Source organism: Nostoc sp. DedQUE08, from assembly GCF_034530895.1.
Lineage (GTDB): Bacteria > Cyanobacteriota > Cyanobacteriia > Cyanobacteriales > Nostocaceae > Nostoc.
This window is the reverse complement of the sequence record NZ_JAVRCD010000001.1, coordinates 109,063-127,924: the sequence shown is the minus strand read 5'-3', so window position 1 is coordinate 127,924 and position 18,862 is coordinate 109,063. Positions and strand designations below refer to the sequence as shown.

15 protein-coding genes are annotated in these 18,862 nt (G+C 41.2%); 8 read left to right on the top strand and 7 right to left on the bottom strand.

All coding sequences use genetic code 11. The annotated features are described in order from the left end of the window. The first annotated feature begins 55 nt into the window (after positions 1 to 55). The 6 genes from RMY64_RS00500 (at position 56) to RMY64_RS00475 (ending at position 5,389) form a co-directional block, all read left to right on the top strand. A complete protein-coding gene (locus RMY64_RS00500; RefSeq protein WP_322699004.1) occupies positions 56 to 1,504 on the top strand; it encodes a DNA phosphorothioation-associated putative methyltransferase in 1,449 nt (482 codons plus the stop codon). A 255-nt stretch (positions 1,505 to 1,759) separates the two neighbouring features. Continuing rightward, entirely contained in the window at positions 1,760 to 3,052 is a 1,293-nt protein-coding gene (locus RMY64_RS00495; RefSeq protein ID WP_322699003.1) for an AmpG family muropeptide MFS transporter, read from the top strand. After that, positions 3,037 to 3,459 carry an ABC transporter permease gene (locus RMY64_RS00490; RefSeq protein WP_322665288.1) on the top strand — a complete coding sequence of 141 codons (423 nt, stop codon included), beginning with the start codon at positions 3,037 to 3,039 and terminating at the stop codon, positions 3,457 to 3,459. The genes RMY64_RS00495 and RMY64_RS00490 overlap by 16 nt, the downstream gene beginning before the upstream one ends. Before the next feature lie 196 nt (positions 3,460 to 3,655). After that, positions 3,656 to 3,844 carry a hypothetical protein gene (locus RMY64_RS00485; RefSeq protein WP_322669912.1) on the top strand — a complete coding sequence of 63 codons (189 nt, stop codon included), beginning with the start codon at positions 3,656 to 3,658 and terminating at the stop codon, positions 3,842 to 3,844. A gap of 21 nt (positions 3,845 to 3,865) precedes the next feature. Further along, positions 3,866 to 4,444 (top strand): GNAT family N-acetyltransferase, encoded by a 579-nt coding sequence (locus tag RMY64_RS00480; RefSeq protein WP_322699002.1) that lies wholly within the window; start codon positions 3,866 to 3,868, stop codon positions 4,442 to 4,444. Between the two features lie 186 nt (positions 4,445 to 4,630). After that, a complete protein-coding gene (locus RMY64_RS00475) occupies positions 4,631 to 5,389 on the top strand; it encodes a HEAT repeat domain-containing protein (protein WP_322685136.1) in 759 nt (252 codons plus the stop codon). Positions 5,390 to 5,473: 84 nt separating this feature from the next. On the opposite strand, the gene RMY64_RS00470 is transcribed toward RMY64_RS00475, so the two are convergent. The 7 genes from RMY64_RS00470 to RMY64_RS00440 form a co-directional block, all read right to left on the bottom strand. Further along, positions 5,474 to 5,881, bottom strand: a complete 408-nt coding sequence (locus tag RMY64_RS00470; protein WP_322669909.1) for a phosphomannose isomerase type II C-terminal cupin domain — start codon at positions 5,879 to 5,881, stop codon at positions 5,474 to 5,476. A 174-nt stretch (positions 5,882 to 6,055) separates the two neighbouring features. Beyond that, positions 6,056 to 7,399, bottom strand: coding sequence for a sorbosone dehydrogenase family protein (locus tag RMY64_RS00465; protein ID WP_322699084.1), 1,344 nt, complete (start codon positions 7,397 to 7,399; stop codon positions 6,056 to 6,058). Between the two features lie 157 nt (positions 7,400 to 7,556). Then, the gene (locus tag RMY64_RS00460) at positions 7,557 to 8,768 is read right to left on the bottom strand and encodes an EAL domain-containing response regulator (protein WP_322690565.1); all 1,212 of its coding nucleotides are present in this window, start codon (positions 8,766 to 8,768) and stop codon (positions 7,557 to 7,559) included. 54 nt (positions 8,769 to 8,822) lie between these two features. After that, a complete protein-coding gene (locus tag RMY64_RS00455; protein WP_322699001.1) occupies positions 8,823 to 9,767 on the bottom strand; it encodes a hypothetical protein in 945 nt (314 codons plus the stop codon). Positions 9,768 to 10,259: 492 nt separating this feature from the next. Continuing rightward, a complete protein-coding gene (locus RMY64_RS00450; protein WP_322699083.1) occupies positions 10,260 to 13,091 on the bottom strand; it encodes a family 10 glycosylhydrolase in 2,832 nt (943 codons plus the stop codon). Positions 13,092 to 14,033: 942 nt separating this feature from the next. Further along, positions 14,034 to 15,359: a TIGR03279 family radical SAM protein gene (locus RMY64_RS00445; RefSeq protein WP_322690598.1), complete on the bottom strand. Its 1,326-nt coding sequence runs from the start codon at positions 15,357 to 15,359 to the stop codon at positions 14,034 to 14,036. A 253-nt stretch (positions 15,360 to 15,612) separates the two neighbouring features. Next, on the bottom strand, positions 15,613 to 16,437 hold the full coding sequence (locus tag RMY64_RS00440; RefSeq protein WP_322690567.1) for an undecaprenyl-diphosphate phosphatase: 825 nt from the start codon (positions 16,435 to 16,437) through the stop codon (positions 15,613 to 15,615). Positions 16,438 to 16,883: 446 nt separating this feature from the next. On the opposite strand from RMY64_RS00440, the gene RMY64_RS00435 reads away from it, so the two are divergent. After that, complete coding sequence (locus RMY64_RS00435) at positions 16,884 to 17,663, top strand: DUF3120 domain-containing protein (RefSeq protein WP_322690568.1); 780 nt, start codon at positions 16,884 to 16,886, stop codon at positions 17,661 to 17,663. 726 nt (positions 17,664 to 18,389) lie between these two features. Then, positions 18,390 to 18,818, top strand: coding sequence for a photosystem II complex extrinsic protein PsbU (psbU, locus tag RMY64_RS00430; protein WP_322669903.1), 429 nt, complete (start codon positions 18,390 to 18,392; stop codon positions 18,816 to 18,818). Positions 18,819 to 18,862 lie beyond the last annotated feature (44 nt).

Here is an 18,862-nt window from a genome sequence, read left to right as displayed (position 1 = left end):
TAGCTGCTAACTGTCTTAATTACGAATTACGAATTACGAATTACGAATTAGTATTATGCCTGAAGCGCTAGAAATTGAGCGTCATAGAGCTGCGATCGCTCGCACTGATTTATCTCGCCCCGTGCGATTGGCAATAGAATGGGCAATCCTGAATCCAGACACCACTTTTTTTGATTACGGTTGCGGCTATGGTGGTGATGTCCAACGAGTTAAAAACTTAGGCTACACCAGTACAGGCTGGGACCCTTACTACTATCCCGATGTCCCACGCACCCCCGCCGATGTGGTCAACTTGGGCTATGTCCTCAACGTCATTGAAGACTCAGAGGAACGCCGTCAAAGCCTAATCCAAGCTTGGGAACTCACCGGGAAAGTTTTAATTGTCGCGGCTCAAATACTAATTAACGCTCCCAGCAAAACCCAACTTGCTTACAATGATGGCATTGTGACGCGCCGCAATACTTTCCAGAAATATTACGAACAACAAGAACTCAAAACTTATATTGATGAAGTCCTAAATGTAGATGCAGTGCCGATCGCATTAGGCGTTTACTTTGTTTTTCGAGATGAAGCTGAAAAAGAAAGTTACAAAGCTATCCGCTTTTTTTCTACCACTTCTACACCGCGAGTCCGCATCCCCACTAAGCGGTTTGAAGATTATCAAGAACAACTGCAACCACTCATGGCTTTTTTTACCAAGCGCGGTAGACTACCTGTGAAAGGCGAATTGGAAAATGAGCAAGAATTACTGAGGGAATTTGGTAACTTTCGCCGCGCCTTTGGTGTAGTTTTGCAAGCTACTGATGAGGCTGAATGGGATGCGATCGCTTATCGTCGTTCTCTGGATATCCAAGTTTATCTCGCCCTGACTCACTTTGATAAACGTCCCGCATGGCAAAAACTAGCTCCAGAAATGCGTCACGATATCAAAGCCTTTTTTAGTAGCTACGAGGAAGCGTGCCTTGTAGCCGATCAAAAGCTTTTCAGCTTGGGTAAATCTGGAGTAATTCAAACTGCTTGCGAAAAAAGCAAAATTGGTAAACATACGCGCGGTGCGCTTTACGTCCATGTTTCCGCACTAGCAGCACTTGACCCAGTACTGCGAATTTGTGAAGGTTGCGCTAGCCGTACCATTGGGCGTGTCGATGAAGCCACATTAATCAAATATCACACTGATAAGCTGCAAATATCCTATCTGTCTTACCCCGAATTCGACACCGATCCTCATCCGGCATTAAAAGCCAGCATTGGTATTGATTTAAAAACCCTATTCGTCACTCATCGAGACTATGGAACTAGGGCAAATCCGCCGATTTTGCACCGAAAGGAAACATTTGTGATCGGCAACTACCCAGGCTACGAAGAATTTGCTAAACTCACCCAACAAGAACAGGAATTAGGATTGCTCAAGGACAAAAGCGACATCGGCACTCGTGAAGGTTGGAAAAAATGCCTAGCTGCCCACAGAGTCGAAATCAGAGGGCATCAGGTTTATCCAATTTAAGAAAGTTAAGAAAACGCTGACCTATAAGGTTATCCTGAATTTGTATTTAACCCAAGTAAATCTTGGTAGTTTGTCATATTTGCGATAAATTACACAGCTGCTGTAGCAAATTCCAATCCCCGATCGGGATTATATAAGGAACTGCTGCCGCTCGGATAATTCAAACCTTTATAGGTAATAGTTACATGATATGCTTTTACATTTCCTCGTTGGATTTTATTGATATTTCCTCAAAAGAGGCAAAAAGTTGAGAATATGAGGAAAATTAAATCGCTGCTGGGAGTTTTCGGTAGTCGCAAGATGGCGGCTTTATTATTTTTAGGTTTTTCATCGGGTTTACCATTATTGTTAATTGGTAATACCTTAAAAGCTTGGATGACCGTAGAAAAGGTAGACTTAGCCGCTATTGGTTGGTTTAGCCTTGCTAGTTTGCCTTATTCCTTGAAGTTTCTGTGGTCGCCGTTCCTGGACAGATTCAGCTTACCAATTTTGGGACGAAGACGGGGTTGGTTAATTTTGACGCAGATTGCTTTGATTATAGCGATCGCATTCATGGCTTTCCAACAACCCAAACAAGCATTACAGCTACTAGCCATCAACGCCATAGTCATCGCTTTTATCAGTGCAACTCAAGATATCGCTGCTGATGCCTACCGTACCGACGTTTTGGAAAAACTAGAAATGGGGGCTGGTGCAGCAGTTTTTATCTTAGGTTATCGAATTGCCCTATTAGTCGCAGGTGCTTTAGCTTTGATACTTGCTGACAAACTGCCTTGGTCATCGGTTTACTTGTTTATGGCAGGAACGATGGTAATTGGTATTCTTGCCACCTTGTTCGCACCAGAACCCCAGGAAATTAGCCCTCCAAGTTCTCTTGCTGATGCTGTCATCTTGCCGTTTCAGGAATTTTTTCAGCGTCAAGGGATTATCAAAGCTATTTTAATGCTTGCATTCATCACTCTATACAAGCTAGGCGATGCTTTGTTGAGCAATATGACCACGCCTTTTTTGCTGCAAACTGGTTTTACCAAAACCGACATTGGGGCAATTCAAGTGGGGATGGGGTTAATTGCGACGATTGTTGGCGCTTTAGCAGGTGGTTCAATTTTGAGTGCTATTGGCATCAATAGATCGCTTTGGGTTTTTGGTATTCTACAAGCAGTAAGTAATTTAGCTTACTTTTTTCTAGCATATATCGGTCAAAACTACCAAGCTATGGTACTTGCCATCAACGTAGAACAATTTTGTGGTGGATTGGGGACAGCAGCCTTTGTTGCCTTTTTGATGAGTCTTTGTAACCAGCGATTTTCCGCTACCCAATATGCTTTGTTATCCAGCTTAATGGCTGTCAGTCGTGATATTCTGGCGGCCCCTGGAGGCGCGATCGCCCAAAGCACGGGTTGGCCTATATTTTTCTTAATTACCATCGCCGCCGCTGTACCAGGACTATTCCTATTGCCAGTATTTGCCCCCTGGAACCCTCAGCCAGTGGCAGTATCCAGACCAGGACTTGAGGACGAAGAAGAGGATATATGGGGAATCAAGTAGTTATTGCTGTCGGCACATTCATCCTCTTACTGACTGGTTTATTACTTGGCTATGTTCTCTCGCAGTTAGTTCTAGGATTTTTAGCATTTAACCTCTTAACTTTTTTTGGAACACTCAGCCTAATTTTAATTTTTGGTACGCTTTATTACGTTTTATTTTGGCAATTGCGAAGAGAACAATCCCGGCCATCAACTCCATCAACCATCAATCAAGGGATACCAACCCAGGTAGAGGAGGGTTTATCTGATAGCTATCTCAAAAACAGGCTAATAGCTAAATTATCTGGTGACACTGCCGCAGCCGAACGGTTAATTGAACAGGCAAAGGAAACTTATCCTGGGATGCCGGAGAACTGGTATTGCGAAAGAGTACTTGATGACTTGGAAAGCGATCGCCAGAGGGAGTAGGGGAAGCAGGGGAGGCAGGGGAGCAGGGGGGCAGGGGAGCAGGGGAGCAGGGGAGCAGAGAAGAATAATTAATCCCTAATGCCCAATTCCCAATGCCCCATTCCCATCTACAAAAAATTGCTAAAATCAATCAAGAATACTTCACAAATCTTTAGCTAGGTTCTCATAAAAGTTCCTAGCTTCTTGCAATTAAAATATGGCTATTTTTCGTCAATACATCGCCCCACTGCTTGTAGTACTAGTATTTGTTTTTGCCCTAGTGGCAGTCAGCGCCCGGATATTTTTACCATCCGATATGGCAGCACCCGCACCAATTGAAGAGGTACAGGTAACTTCTCAACCTACTCCAACTGATTTACCTCCAGCAACACATAACGCGATCTAGCTAAGTCAATAAATATCAGTAGTGTCTGAGCAACTATTACCTGGATACATTATTCGCCGTGGCTCCCTTTTAGAGCGATCGCTGCTGCTCAAATTCATGCAGCGAACTTACCAGGATCTCTTTCCCAACGAGGATTTTTCCCACTTAGAGCAAACAGTTAAGCAATACTTTTCTAGCGATACGCCCTTGTGGTGGGTAGAAGAGGAGGGGGAGCTGGGAGCAGGGAGCAGGGAGCAGGGAGAGCAGGGGGAGATGAGGGAGACAAGAAGAATAAGCAATGCCCCATGCCCCATTCCCAATGCCCAATTCCCAACGCCCAATTCCCCCATAGCCTGCCTCTGGGTGGGCAATGCCATAGATCAAGTACATGGGAACCGTCATGCTCACATCTTTATTCTCTACGTTGTACCAGAACATCGGCGGTGGGGTATTGGTACAGCTTTAATGGAATATGTGGAAAATTGGGCTATTCAAAGAGGCGATCGCCAGATTGGACTGCAAGTATTTCAATCAAACAAACCCGCATTGAATCTTTATAATCAGTTAGGCTATCAAACCCAATCCCTATGGATGGTAAAATTCCTGAGTGCAGAAAAATAAACTCAAGGATAGCGATAATATACTGTTGCATCTGAGTTATGGAGGTTCTCGTTTGCATAAAACTCAACGAGGAAGAAAGGAAAATGTATAAGAACCCAACTAATATATATAAATATAAAGATAAAGCTTTAACTTATTAGCGCGGGGGATTATGTGTTAATCCCTTTTCGGGATTGAAATCAAATTATGTATGACGAAGACGATCTAAGCCTACTGGATATTGAGGAGGAGCTAGAAAGCCCCTTAGATAAAATAGAGCCGCTAACTGCCGAATCAGTTGTGGCCAAGCCCGATCCAGAAGTGATGCTAGCCTTGCTGGAAAATCCCCAGCCCCAGCAAAGAATGTTAGCAGCACGTGCTTTTTGTGATATAGAAGATGCCCGTGCTACCCCCCATCTGATTCGCCTGTTAACTGATACCTGTCCCTTGGTGCGGGTAAGTGCAGCTTATGGCATCGGACGCAATCCCAGTTTAGAAGCAGTGAGTCCGTTAATTGCTCAACTAAACAGTGATTGGAATGGCTATGTGCGTAAAGGTGTAGTTTGGGCTTTAGGAAACTGTCGCGATCGCCGTTCTTTAGCACCTTTAGCAAACGCTCTCAGAACCGACATTTCCGCAGTGCGTTTGTGGGCTGCTAGCGCCTTAGCACAAATGGCAGAAGTCGGTTATGAAGCAGTGATAGGCGCAATACCACCATTAATTGAAGCCTTAGTCCAAGATCCCGTGGCAGCAGTGCGGAGTAACAGTGCTTGGGCAATCGGTCAACTGTGCCGCGAATTACCTTCTAATGTAGTTTATGCCACAGCGATCGATGCCCTAATTCAAGCCTTTGCCGAAGACCAAGATTTGGGAGTGCGAGAAGACGCTAAAGCCTCACTGTTAGGAGTGGGCGATCCCCGTGGCTTACAGTTGATTGAAACGCTGGAACAAGAAGGGTGGTTTTGATTTGGGCATTGGGCATTGGGCATTGGGTATTAATCACTTGAATTCCAATTCCTAACTCCCAACTTCTAACTCCTAACTCAGCCCTTACTGTCCTTCAGCTACAGGTTTGACCAAATTTAAGTCATAAGGGCGCTCAGTATCATCCTCACCCAAATATTCACCATTTTGAATTTCCAGAATAACTAGCGGAATATGCCCAGGATTATCTACTTTATGTAGTGTTGCAGCCGGGACATAAGTTGATTCGTTTCGATTCAGTAATATTTCCGTATCGCCACAAGTCACCTTCGCCACGCCGGAAACTACAACCCAATGTTCATTGCGGTGATAATGAATTTGTGGTTTAATTCCGTGCCTGGGCTTAATTTCCACACGACTAATTCTATAAGTTTCTCCCTCCTCGATTACCTCTACCTCACCCCAATATCGTGTACCTGAATGTGGAGACAATTCGTTGATATTTGACTGGGTATTATTTTCATTGGGAGTCATAATTAATTTCTCAACCAGATAAGTATTAGTATTTATCAGTAATTTACCGTAAACGAGATAAACCTGGGTAGGGAGATGCAGTAACAACGTCTCTATTGATGACAACTGCTCTAACTTTACTTGAGGCAACAGATTCTATCCGTGAATTTTTAAATGTTTGAAGGCGTGAATTGTTCACTCCCCCGTATACTGAATCCGATAAATCCGATTATTGGCTTCTTCTGTTAGTAGTAAACTGCCATCTGGCAACACGAGTAAACCTACAGGCCGTCCCCAAGTGGTTGGTACAGAAGGATTTAGCAAAAATCCTGTGAGAAAGTCTTCGTAGTAGCCAAGCGATCGCCCTTTAGCATCGAAGGGAACAAATACAATTTTATAACCAGTGCCGCGATCGCGATTCCAAGAACCACGAAAAGCCGCAAAAGCACCGTTCTGGTATTTTTTGGGAAACGTTTTACCATCATAAAACTGCAAACCCAATGCTGCGGAGTGTGCCTGAAACAGTACATCTGGCGTTTGAGTTCGGGCTACTAAATCAGGACGTTTACTTTTGTTATCCGTCTTTTGCCGCGGATCGAGGTTGTTTGGTGTTAGATAAGCATAGGGCCAGCCGTAAAATGCCCCTTGTTTAACGCGTGTCAGATAGTCTGGCACCAAATCATCACCAATCCCATCCCGTTCGTTAACAGTGGTATAAAGTTCCTTAGTTACAGGATGAAAGTCTAAACCAACAGGGTTACGCAAGCCGGAAGCGAAAGTTTGCTGCTGAGAACCATCTAAATTCATCACCTGTATCGAAGCCCGTGGTAGGGGTTCTTCATCTACATTGGTTCCCGATCCAACTGAAATATATAATTTATTGCGATCGGGCGAGACAACAACATTGCGCGTCCAATGGTTGTTATAACCTTGAGCGGGCAAATCGGCAATTTTTTCCCCTTTACCTGTAATTTTGTTTTGCTCTTTCGTATAGGGAAAACGCACTACAGCATCTGTGTTTCCCAGAAAAAAGGAATTACCTGCAAAAGCCATTCCAAAGGGTCTATTGAGTCCGTTATCACTACTAGCAAAGGTTTCTCGAACGTCAGCGACACCATCGCCGTTGCTGTCACGCAACAAACGAATCTGATTTTGCCCGGTTTCAGTCACTAAAACATCACCCCTGGGGGTTAAAGCTAGCCAGCGTGGGGCATCTAAACCTTCAGCAAAGACATTTACTGTGAAGCCTGGTGGTACACGCAGCACCGGATTTTCTGGAATAGGCACAACTTCAGGCCGCTTCGAGGCGCTTTCGGTTGCAAAGGGTGCTGGTAAATTCTTTAGATTGATTCGGATTGGTGTAGGTGAAAGTACTTCAGTACGGACAATATTTTTCGACTGTGTAGGATTCTGTGTCAGTTGGGCAGAAGGTACGGATTTTTGAGGTGTGGGATTATCTGAGTTAGCGCGAGTCTGGTTACAGGCTGCTGCCAAAATCATTAAAAAAACTGGCAGCAAAAAACGCGCAGGAACTTTCATGGTGGTAGACACTATACACAATGTTCCTACTCTAGACCTGAGGCTTAATAATTGTCGCCAGTCAAAAGTTTGATTTTTCTTAGTTGTCAACCTATTAATAATTCAAAAATAAAGCACTAGTAACTAGATTCTATTCCCGATGACCAATGCTCAATGTTTACACATACAAACATTTATTAGTGAACAAAAAATTTTCAAATTCTGCTGCTGGTAAGGGACGACTAAATAGAAAACCTTGCATAGAGTTACATTTGTATTGGCGTAAAAAACCTAGTTCTGGTTCTGTCTCTACACCTTCAGCCACTACATCTAAATTGAGATTGTGAGCCATCTGAATTAATGCCTTAGCGATGGCTGACTTTTGCGAATCATTAGCAACATTATGGATAAAATAACGATCTATTTTTAATGTATTAATTGGTAAGTTTTTCAGATAAATCAAAGAAGAGTAACCCGTACCAAAATCATCGATCGCAATTTTTATACCCAAGGATTGCAATTTGCTCATAGTAGCGATCGCACTATTGACATCTTGCATAATCATACTTTCAGTGAGTTCTAGTTCTAAGTCATGTGGTTCTATATTATTCACGGATATAAAATTAACTATATTATGAATGAAATCTGGTTGATTAAATTCAATTGCTGACAGATTTACAGCAACAATCAATGAATCAATTCCAGCATCACGCCAGCTTTTAATTTGTTCGCATACCCTTTTTAATACCCATTTCCCAATTGGAACAATTAAACCTGTAGACTCTGCTAACGGAATAAATTCTGTTGGATAAATCATTCCTAACTCTGGACTTTGCCAGCGTAATAAACTTTCAGCACCTACTATTTTTCCAGATGTAATATCGACTATTGGTTGATAATAAATTTCAAATTCTTGAAAATTATGTTGTTTTATAGCTCGGTGTAAGCTAATTTCTAACAACTGCATTTTTGGAGACAAGTTATTAATGACAGTCTGAGAAGATAAATACCTTTTTAAAGTAGCGTATTTTTCCAACCTGTTCATAATGGCACTTAATAACTCAGCTCGAGTGAATGGCTTAGTTATATAGTCATCTGCACCCATATCCATACCTTGGCGGAAGTCAGATTTAGCAGATTTGGCAGTGAGAAAGATGAAGGGAATGGTTGCCGTAGATGGTTCTTGACGTAATGCTGTTAGCACGCCATAACCGTCAATTTCTGGCATCATCATATCACAAAGAATTAAATCAGGAACTTCGGAGATAGCCAAATTTACCCCAATTCTGCCATTAGCCGCAGCAATAGTTTCAAAATCCTCAGCTTCTAGCAAATCTAAAATGTTTTCCCGGACTGCTTCTTCATCTTCTATTATTAATATTTTTGGCATAAATTACCTCATATTTATATCTTATTCTTTTCCGACATTATCCAGTAATACTTATTACAAAAAAAATATTTTTTGTAATTTAAGTATTTTAACTTTGTAGATATCTCCACAATTTTGTAAAATTGTCATTTTCAATCTAGCATCTAGTATATTAACACCATTGATAGCGCGATAAAATGATTTAAGAATATTTCCTATATTTTCTTGGAAAATACAAATTTGCCAATCTTTAATTTCAAATAAGGTTTGTCTATATTGGCTAAGTAAATTCAACTTGAAATTGCTATCATCAGAGAAAGATTTAATATAAATTGAAAACAAGTTAATCAAGATGTGTGCCAAAAGTTTTTCATCGATGCAGCAGGTTACAAATTTATATTTACTGATGAAAACAATCAAGCGCCGATAGCCCAGATTCATCTGTATTTGTTCTGGCGATTGTCGGCTGTATTCAACCAAATTGAAGTATGTTGGTCTATACTCTAATTTTCCTACTTCTAACTGGCCAATAATCAACACATCATTCAACATTTCAGTCATGATTATGTGATATTTGGGCTTCTTTGTCTGCATGACCCTATTAGACTTACGGTAAAAGTCCAAATCTCCCTCATAAACTTCAATGAAGTGAGTGTATTTGCTTGTCGTAGCTTTACGTACTATAGCGCGTACTAGTAACCATTGGGGCTTGAGTAATTGTCTCTCAACGAAAATCTGATGTTCTACCTCCAAGGAACCAATACTAGCATTACCTCTAGTTTTCTCTGTTTTTTGTGCCAGTGCTTGACAGATATAGATGCTTTCAGGAGTAATATTACCGACAATGTTACGTTGCTTATCTACAACTTGAAGTAGTTCCAACTGATGCTGGCACAACCGTGATAGCACTGAGACTATCTTTGAAAATTCTGACATGTTAAATGTCATGACTAAGGTATGCATAACTTCAAAAGTATTGGCTGTTTTCAAGCTAGTTTCAGAAGCTACAAACAGTACCATATCATGCTTGCTGAAGTACCTTACTACCTACGAAGATGAAAAAACAAGATACTTTTACCCTGTGATACATCAGTGCGTAAGCGTAGTTAATTGTATAAATAGCATCTACTTAAATAGTGATGTTTTTAACACAACCATCAGGAGCAAACAGTCAATTCTTAACTCTAAGCTTTGTAGGCTGATGAACTGAGGTAAAGTTTGCATAGATTTTCACGATAGCTATCATCAAATAATAGTTATCTAAAGCTGCTTATCTAAGTATTTTCCAATATTTTGACCTTAAACAACTAGTAATTTTTGGGATACAAACACTACAAAAAGTGTGTTAAGAATTACAAACTAGCTTATATCCAGCTAGTTGGGTATTGAGCATTGGGCAAAACAGTTTTGAGTGCTGTTAGCGGAAAGCTAAGGTTTAGCCCGTGCTGAGTTAGGAGTTTTCTTTTGTCCCCTTGTCCCCTTGTCCCCTTGTCTCCCCGCTTCTCTGCCTCTTCACAAAGGACGTAACTGCAACCGCCGTTCGCCATAACGTAATAGCCTTTCTATAGTTACGAGCCGATTTTCCCAAACTTTGACTTGATAAGAATTCGACTTAATTTCTTGGCTCATCAATACCCGAAATTGAGACTGGAACCGAGTTAGAGATGCTCTCGCCACGAGTAACTTACTAGCAGAAGGAGAAGCGGCAAGCTGATTTAAAGCACTGCGTAAAACTTCTGCCTGGTTGTTAAAATCTGAAATTTTCTGAGATGGCCTTGGTCGTTGGTCATTTTGGAAAACAAATTTCCATTCCCGTTGTAGCGCGGTGTAACGGATGGCGGCAGTTTGAAAAGGCTGACTCAGAGGAATCGGTTCACTTGTTGTAGATTGAATTCTACCTTGGGTGCTATTAAAGAGTTTTTGGAGATCGTTGCTAAAATTTTCTGCGGCAAATAGTGCATAACCACTAACTGGCAAGTCCCTTACCAACTGGAGTTGATCGAATGCCCCGATGGTTGGCAAAGAAAGTAAGCGAATTCCCGGCACCAACAAGGTAGCTCCCAATTGTTTAGAGGCAATCCAGGGTTGGGCCAGTCGTTGAAATCGAGAAGTATCAAGAGCATAAGTCATGGGAACAATTAAATCTACATCCCCCCGTTTTGCCCAAGTTTCCCAATTTTGTTGAATTTTCTGAATCCGTTCTAGTTCTGGCAAAGGAAATACTGCAACCGACAAAATCAAATTCGGTTGCTTTTGTCGCAACTGCTGTGATACTTGGGCGACAAAGCTATCAACTTGCTCGGTGCGAAATTTTGTCCATTTTTGCCACAAATCTGCTTGGCTAGGAGAAATATTCACTGGATCTACACCAGTAAGTTTCTGAAATTGCGCTCTTGCAGCTTTCCCATAGCCATAAGTTCGACCTGCTGATGGATCTTGGAAAGGGTAGCGAATGTAGTCTAGCTGTAAACCATCCACCTTATATTTAGTGACAATTTCCTCATACAGCTTGAGCAAGTATTGCCGCACTTCGGGGTTAGCTGGATCGAAGAATGGCTTGGTCTGACCAACGGGAATCATGTTGCCTAGATTATCGTAATTTGCCCAGTCGGGATGAGCCGCCAGTACTGGCCCTGGATAATTAGGATTAAGATTGAGAATTTCATTATGACGTTGGTTGCCAGCAGCAAAAGTCCACACCCAAGCGTGTAATTCCATGTCTCGCTCATGAGCTAGTTTCACCGCTTCTTCCAGTGGGTTCCACCCACGAATTAATGGGTTTTGCTCTTTTGCGACTTGGCTTGGATAAATTGGATAGCCAGCGTTAACAGTTTCAAAAAAGACGGTATTAATCCCGGCTTGGGCGAGGCGATCAAAAATCTGTGCCAGTCCCGCCTTACTACCAGCGCGAACAATCGTTCCCCGATCTAACCAAACTGCGCGAATTTCTGGTTGAGCTAGTTTCCGATCGACAGGAAACTGCTGCCACAAAGTTGTTTTAGCAGTCAGCCACTGTTGACGAGCCAAAGCGTAGTTTTTTTGAGCAATCAATTGGGGTAAATTTTTAGCAATTAGCCTTGCTTGTGCTAACACTTGGTCTTTACTTATGGCTAACGCCCCCAGTTTGGTTGAGGCTAATTGTGTTGGCTGTTCTTTGACAGACTGGGGGGTGTTCAAATTCCTAGAAAACTGTTTTCCCTCACCCTCAGATATTGTTTCGCCAACATTAGCCGCATCAGCTAACACCGCTAAATGAGCGCTTTCCACCCGACCAATCAGATTTTCTAGTTCTTGCTGGAGAGCGATCGCTTGGTTGTTATCAATCGGCTCGTTGGAGTTGGGTGCAACATCCAAACGCACCGCTTGTTCTAATTGGTCAATAGCCTCCTGAGAACTTGGAGGTTTGACCATAGGCAAAGGTCTAGGTATAGGAGCAGTGGCAGTTTTAGGAGGAGTCAATGAGGGAGATAAGGGAGATGAACTACCCCTCTGCCCCTCTGCCCCCCTGCCCCTCTGCCCCCCTGCCTCTGTGCTCCCCGGCGCTGAGGGCGCAGCTGCAACAGTTGTAGAGCAGCTTTGGGAACCTCCTGGTATTTTTTTGGTGCGATTTGATGGCGCTAGTGCTGTTAAATAGTGATTGATAGTAGTTTTTAACCAGGCATTATCCAACTCGGCTGCGGAGGCTGTATCTGTTCCCCAGCGCCAGCCCAAAAAGGTGGAACGCTCAGTTGTCACGACTGCGGCCGGACTATCTTTGGAATTCCAAACAACAGGAGATTCAGTGCCCATATCATTAGGAATCACAACGCCGCCGCGCACTTTACCAAATAGTCCAGTTTGATTTGCCCATTCTGGAATCCTGGTTTTTGCAGCTTGAATCTGTTCTGTGTCACTAAGGCTGAATCCCCAATAACCTCCCAAGAGCGATCGCAATAATTGCCGTACTCCTGGCGATGATAAACTACCTACAGGCCCACTAGCAATCAAACGCCCTCCCTTACTCATCCAGTCTTCTAGAGCGATCGCTTGAGTTGGTGTTAATGTCTCGACGTTTGGCAAAAATAATACGCGGCGATCGCCCCAATCTGCCCCACTCTTGACATCATTTAGGGAAATTACACAATATTTCACTCCTGTTGTCTGTAAGCGATCGCTTATCCCTCTCCATTGATTTACATTTTCTTGCCCATACACTACGCTTAATACGGGTTCTTCAGTCGCTGCCGTTGCTGGCAAAATACTCAAAAAACTTAAAACTACAATTTCACAACTTAAAATAAATAATCTTTTAGCTTCTTTAATTTTTAAACTTATATCTTTTTGGTTTTCCTGATAATTCACCAGTGACTCCTCACTTCATTATTAATTAATTTAGTTATTAGTCAGAATTCATTAGTACAGAATATAGGACTTGAGCTTTATCCTAGTAAGTTTACTGAGATTCTCACTCGGCTTAAGTAAGCTAATCTTGAACTTAAAAAAAAAATAGAATTCCTATAAGCTTTTCGTAGAAGTACTTAGTGAATGACTTTCATCAATCTAGCCTATCAAAAGCAGTAAAAAATGCCAAGATGGATACTCAAATTGCCCAGGCGATTCTATAGAAATTGTTAGCTATTACATTGGGAATTTCATTCTATTGATGACTAGCTTTTTAGAAAATTTTGTGTTTACCAATTCCAATAGGCTTTTGAGCAATTGCAGAGATTTTTTATTTAAACCTAAAATAAAAAATGCCACTCTTATTCTGATTATCTATTTTTCAGGATTTTTGTGAGTTAAAAAAGTAATACTAGTGCATTTTAAAGCCCTCACCCTAAATCTCTCTCCCAAGCTTGGGAGAGGTACTTTGAAATTGGCTCGGCTCCCTTTTTGCCAAAATTGTGAGAACGGGTTGGCGGATGAAGACAGATTTTGTATTTGTGTAATAAGTCTAATTATTACTCTTGACGATCGCCAGAGTTAAACTAACAATAATTTTTCACGAATTTTTCCAGAAATTTTTAGATAAAATAAGATAATAATTTCAACAGTCGCAATTGCAATCACCAAAATTTATTAAATGTAAAGCTTATCAATTTTGTATTTAACATTAAAATCTTTGGATACAAAAAAATTGCTTTGAGTTGAAAAGCTTAAAATTATACTGATTCAAAAAACGTTTATAACAGATAACCACACCCCCAAAGCATTTTCTTGACAAGAATAGGGATCGGGGGTGAAATTTTGCTATGTACTTCATCCACCTGGAAACTACTATAAAACTAAAAGACTAACAAAAACAGCTTAAAGAATACAAGTATTGATTAAATCTTCAACTCCTCCTACTGGTAAAATTTTGGTCTCAAGTTTGCAGGCTAATTCTTCAATACTCATATCATCTAAAAATACCAATTCACCATGTTTGAGCATTACATTTGGTAGTAAAATTCCGTCTCCCAAATCTTGTCCTTGTAAGTTCAACAGCAAATCATGACCCGTTAGTAATCCCGTGACAGTGATACTCTGTCCCCAATAATCACTACATAAAGCACGCATATTTACTTTTAATCCTTCAACAGAATTTAACCGTTTCAAGATAGGTTCAAAGGCATTTTCTACTGCGTTGCCTACTACCCAAGTTAATTTTCTCTGAGGATAAACTTTTGGCGGTAGTAATTCTGTTGCCGCGGCTGCAAATTGCTTGATAAACAACTGAATTGAACCAACACCATTATCAATTTGGGGATACTCTTCATATTCAGATTCGCTCGGTAATTCTTCACCTGCAATCAAAAACCACTCATCAGCTAACCAAGCGACGTTAGAGGAAAACTTTTGACGAAATTGTTGCGAGAGTATTCGCACTTGAGAAATCACTTCTTTCGCTTTTTCTTTGGTTACGGGTGTAAGTTCGTCTTCTGGAGGCCGAAACCTTGTCAATCCGACTGGCACAACTGCCACCGATGCCACCGTAGGCACTTCACCAGTATGAAAGGATGCTAAGTCTTTTAAGGTTTGCTCTAGATGTTCGCCATCATTTATACCAGGACAAACAACTACTTGAGCATGAACTTGTAGCCGTCTTTTTTGAAACCACTTGAGTTGTTGCAAGATTTGTCCTGCACGAGGATTTTTCAAGAGTCTAATTCTAACTTCCGGCTCCGTGGCATGAACAGAAACATACAACGGAGATAAGCGCATTTGTTCAATCCGCTGCCATTCTCTTTCTGGTAAATTGGTCAGGGTAAGATAAGAGCCGTACAAAAAGCTTAAGCGGTAATCGTCGTCTTTAAAGTACAAGCTGGTGCGCTTACCTGGTGGTTGTTGGTCGATAAAGCAAAAAGGACAACGGTTATTACACTGAATTAAGCCATCAAATAGGGCAGTTTCAAATTCTAGTCCTAAGTCTTGGTCGTAATCTTTTTCGATTTCCAAGCTATGAGTTTTACCAGTAGCGTCTAAAACTTCTAATTCTAAAATTTCATCAGCACACAAAAACTGATAATCAATTAAATCGCGGGGACGTGTACCATTGATTGCAACGATCGCATCCCCAACTTCAAAACCAATCTCTGCGGCTATTGAGTCTGGAAGAACTTTGGTAATTCGAGCAGGATGAATGGTAGTCATGGGGAATGGGGCATTGGGCATTGGGCATTGGGCATTATAGCGTTTCTTAGTTGAGTTTAATACAGACTTAACCTCAGCCTCTTCCCTAGTCGCGTTGGTGAGTAAAATTTAAAGCCTCTCTCCTAAAAGGAGAGAGGAATGGAAGTGAGGTTAGATTGTATTACATACAACCGAGCGATCGCTCTAGTCATTTGCTTTGGACAAAGGACAAATGACTAATGACTAATGACTAATGACTAATGACTAATGAATATTATCCTTTCCAACCTGCTGCGATCGCTAGTAAGATTGCACTACCGAACGCTAATCTATACCATACGAAGACCAAAGTGTTTTTGGTTGCTAAGTATTTGATCAAAAATGCAATTGATAGGTAGGAAAAAATAAAGGTTGAAATAATTCCTAAAATTAACAGTGCAACAATGTTATCTGGCAACTGGTGAGCTTGAAACAACTTGAATATTTTCAAGCTTTTGTACAGCGTCGCAATGGTAAGAGTTGGAAACCCTAACAAAAATGAGAATTTTGCTGCTGTAGCACGTTCTAATCCTAAAAATAAGGCAGTTGTCAACGTCGAACCAGAACGAGAAACGCCCGGAATCAAGGCAAGTGTTTGTCCCAATCCAACCAAAATACCATCCTGAATCTGCAATGACTCAAAACCGCGCTTACGAGTGCCAATTTTTTCTGCTAGAGCTAGTAAAAGTGCCATAATAATTGACATTATGCCAATAATTAATGCACTCTCAGGTAAAATATCTTTCAAAAGGAAGCCGAAAATTAAAGCCGGCAGTGTTCCGACGACAATACCGACAAGAATCTTCCATTCTTCGCGTTGCCAGTCTTTGGCTTTTAGTGCTTCGACTCCACCTTTGACAATACTATAAATCAGCGACCAAAAATACCCCACAATTGCGATAACGCTGCCGAATTGAATCGCATCAACAAAATCTTTAGAACCTAGTTCTTTCCAACCAAATACCTTGGTAAAAATTATAAGATGTGCAGTACTACTGATTGGCAAAAACTCTGTAATACCTTGAACAATACCTAAAATAAAAGCTTGAATAAACTCCATATACAATTAATACCTTTTTCGTGTGATAGAGATCGTGATGAACATTGTTTGGCTGAGTTTAGCTGATGATGTTGCTTTATATACTCTCTATTGCACCCAATCTTATAGAAAACTCAATTTGACCGATCGAAAACATCATCGAAGACGCTGACTATGTTCTTACACCCGCCTCAATAAGTCAACGCAATTTGAAAAATTCATCAAATTTTAATATTTAGCAGACTCATAGCAGCTGACTTTTCACCTCTGTGTAATCCCTTATTTATAAGGAACTACAAAGGAGTTCTGTATCAGTGGAACTTTAATGGATTCGTCTGGCGCAGAATGTTTTGTTTGGTTTGCACCAGCGCTTGTGAAAATTTTAGTATAATTACAATGCCCCAGGGGGGGATTTGAAAATGTGATATCTTAAGTAAAATAAAGTTTAGTAACAAATATTAAAAACTTTGATTAATAATACACTGTCTTCCTACAGCGTTTCTACCCCTTCTATTGATACTGAGTTGGATTTAGCTGATACTGCGCAAAACGGTATCAGACAATTGGAATCTACACTTTCCCTTTCTTCCTCTTTACCCTTATCTCCTTCTACCCGACAAACTTGGTTAGTGTTTGCAGCAGCGGTGTTTTTGGTAACAGTGCCAATATTTATAGAAGCGCCAATAGTGCGATCGCTACCAAGTCTGAGTTTAGCGATGACAGGATTTTGGGTGTGGCTCAGTTTTGCATTAATGTCACGTCCTGCAACTTACGTCTGGGGCGATTTGCTCTTGGGGTTTAGCTGGAGTTGGTTAGCAGGAGCGATTTACTGGGGTTGGTTACGTTGGGAACCTTTATGGCATCTGCCTGTGGAATTTATCGGTTTACCGTTTGCTTGCTGGTGTCTGGCAAAGAATTGGGGCAAGGTAGGTAACTGGTTTTATTTAGGTTCTTTACTCGGTACAGTTTTAACAGATGTATATTTTTATATAGTAGATTTGATGCCCTATTGGCGGCAAATTATGAGAGTAGATGCAGATGTAGTACCGCAAATCTTACAAAATGCTCTCATACAAGTACAAGCACCTTGGGGACAAACTTGGGCGATAATTCTCGCCGTAGTGCTATTAACAGTAGGAATTTCAGCTTTAGGTCGAAATCAAAGACACTGGTATGCTTTTGGCGGCGCAGTTTTAAGCACAATTTTGGTAGACAGCCTATTTTTGTTAGCTGCGATCGCAGCGTGAAGAAGGTAGGAGACACTATATAGGAATCCATTTTGATTCGGAGAAATTATTTGCGTAGGGAGGGAACAGGGAACAGGGAAGAAGGAATAAAAGTGTACTGAGTTTTTTTCAAAAATCAAATACGAGTCCTATTATATGTTGATGTTGCAATGAGCGTGTGGGCTTCTCTTACTGAAACTTTTCCCAGCCCAATCTACGGCACATCAAAAATGATGCTGTAGATGATTAATTAGTTAAGAAATATTACATAAAAATCGATCGGCATCAAGTCTTTTTTGGCAAGGTTTTCGATCTTAGAAATCGTGCAGTTTTGTGTCTGCTTGAAAGGTAGAATCAGCCACCCCGATAAGATTTCGCCAAGCAGAGAATGCTGCTGGAATCGTCGATGTAACGCTATTGCAGCCATGCAGGCACTCTTTCCACGATGAAAATTTTTGGCAAAAGTATAGTCAAACCCAGTAACGGTAAATATTGTGGATATTAATACGCTGTATATTAGTTTCTGATGACTGCTGTGTTGACTAAGCTATCAGCTTTTGTCCTTTGTCCTTTGTCCTTCGTCCTTTGTCAGTTGTCAGTTGTCCTTTGTCCCTTGTCAGTTGTCCTTTACAAATGACCAATGACCAATGACCAATGACCAATGACCAATGACTAATGACTAATGACTAATAACTGTTGTTAGCTTAAAACTTTTATTGCTGTTTGATGGAAAGAGGTAGAAAAATCGTGAAAGGATTGGCGCGTTTATTAACAGTGTTTAGCTTGTTACTTAGTTGCTGGGGATGGTTGGGAACAACTCAGATAGCCCAAGCTGCTAGTTTCAACAGTTTTGCTTTTCCCCAAGTCCCAGTTCTGGCAATTGAGCGGCAGAATCGGGCAGACGCTAAACTAAGAACGGAATTTGGTAAAAAAATTGATTTGAATAATACCAACGTCCGAGCTTTTCAACAGTTTCCAGGGCTTTATCCTACCTTGGCTAAGAAAATCATCACCAATGCTCCCTACCAAAAGGTAGAGGATGTATTGGATCTTCCAGGATTGAGCGATCGCCAAAAACAAACCCTGCAAGCCAACCTCGATAAATTCACCGTGACAGACCTAGAGCCTGCCTTCAATGAAGGAGACGATCGCTTTAACAACGGTATCTACAGATAACTGAATTGCAGTTAATGTAGCAAATAGCAGCCCACTCCTGATTC

Excerpts from the sequence above, each read along its gene's own strand:
- RMY64_RS00440 (WP_322690567.1), bottom strand. The coding sequence starts at position 16,437 with ATGGAGTTTATTCAAGCTTTTATTTTAGGTATTGTTCAAGGTATTACA.
- RMY64_RS00465 (WP_322699084.1), bottom strand. The coding sequence starts at position 7,399 with ATGAAAGTTCCTGCGCGTTTTTTGCTGCCAGTTTTTTTAATGATTTTG.
- RMY64_RS00475 (WP_322685136.1), top strand. The coding sequence starts at position 4,631 with ATGTATGACGAAGACGATCTAAGCCTACTGGATATTGAGGAGGAGCTA.
- RMY64_RS00485 (WP_322669912.1), top strand. The coding sequence starts at position 3,656 with ATGGCTATTTTTCGTCAATACATCGCCCCACTGCTTGTAGTACTAGTA.
- RMY64_RS00500 (WP_322699004.1), top strand. The coding sequence starts at position 56 with ATGCCTGAAGCGCTAGAAATTGAGCGTCATAGAGCTGCGATCGCTCGC.
- RMY64_RS00460 (WP_322690565.1), bottom strand. The coding sequence starts at position 8,768 with ATGCCAAAAATATTAATAATAGAAGATGAAGAAGCAGTCCGGGAAAAC.
- RMY64_RS00495 (WP_322699003.1), top strand. The coding sequence starts at position 1,760 with ATGAGGAAAATTAAATCGCTGCTGGGAGTTTTCGGTAGTCGCAAGATG.
- RMY64_RS00490 (WP_322665288.1), top strand. The coding sequence starts at position 3,037 with ATGGGGAATCAAGTAGTTATTGCTGTCGGCACATTCATCCTCTTACTG.
- RMY64_RS00455 (WP_322699001.1), bottom strand. The coding sequence starts at position 9,767 with ATGGTACTGTTTGTAGCTTCTGAAACTAGCTTGAAAACAGCCAATACT.
- RMY64_RS00445 (WP_322690598.1), bottom strand. The coding sequence starts at position 15,359 with ATGACTACCATTCATCCTGCTCGAATTACCAAAGTTCTTCCAGACTCA.
- RMY64_RS00470 (WP_322669909.1), bottom strand. The coding sequence starts at position 5,881 with ATGACTCCCAATGAAAATAATACCCAGTCAAATATCAACGAATTGTCT.